We start from the raw sequence: 530 nt of genomic DNA, 5'->3' as shown, positions 1-530 counted from the left end.
CTCCTCGTCCCAGTCTGTTGGAGTCCGGCGCGTGCCTTCTCGAACTCGCGGAGATCGTGGGTTAACTCCCGCCCGCTGAAGAAGGAGGCAGTGCTTGTGACGGCGAGGTTTTCGATACCGAGGTCAACCCCGAGGACCGTCCCGTCCTCGGCGGTGTTCCGTTCGGTGTCGGTCTTCGGTCGGCGGAAGCCGATGTGTAAAAAGTAGTCGCCATCACGGACGGTGAGCGTGCTTTCCGTGACGCTCCAGTTGTCGGAGTTGAGGTACTGCCGTTGGTAGCCATCGTCGGCGTCGGGGAGGGCGAGGTCGCACCGGACGCGGCTCTCTGTGGTGGAGAGTGACACCGTATCATCATCAAATACCGTCATGGTCCGGGTGTCGTATGTCACCGTGGGTGCGGTGAAGGCGGGCTTACTCACCTTCTTGTCCTTCGCCTTCCGTTCGATACAGCCGGTGATGGCTTGTGCGGCTTGATGGGTGGCGAGAATCGCGTGCTGACTTCCGAGGTCGGTGTGTTCGCGCACGTCGTC

At 61.5% G+C, this 530-nt stretch carries 1 protein-coding gene; it reads right to left on the bottom strand.

Going from position 1 to position 530, the window contains the following annotated elements; genetic code table 11:
• Window positions 1-530: transposase (locus tag DVK07_RS21030; protein ID WP_147441316.1), on the bottom strand; the 530-nt coding region annotated here is incomplete at both ends.

Source organism: Halorubrum sp. Atlit-26R (genome assembly GCF_003666015.1).
Lineage (GTDB): Archaea > Halobacteriota > Halobacteria > Halobacteriales > Haloferacaceae > Halorubrum.
The sequence above is the reverse complement of the archived record's forward strand: the minus strand, read 5'-3'. Positions and strand labels throughout refer to the sequence as shown.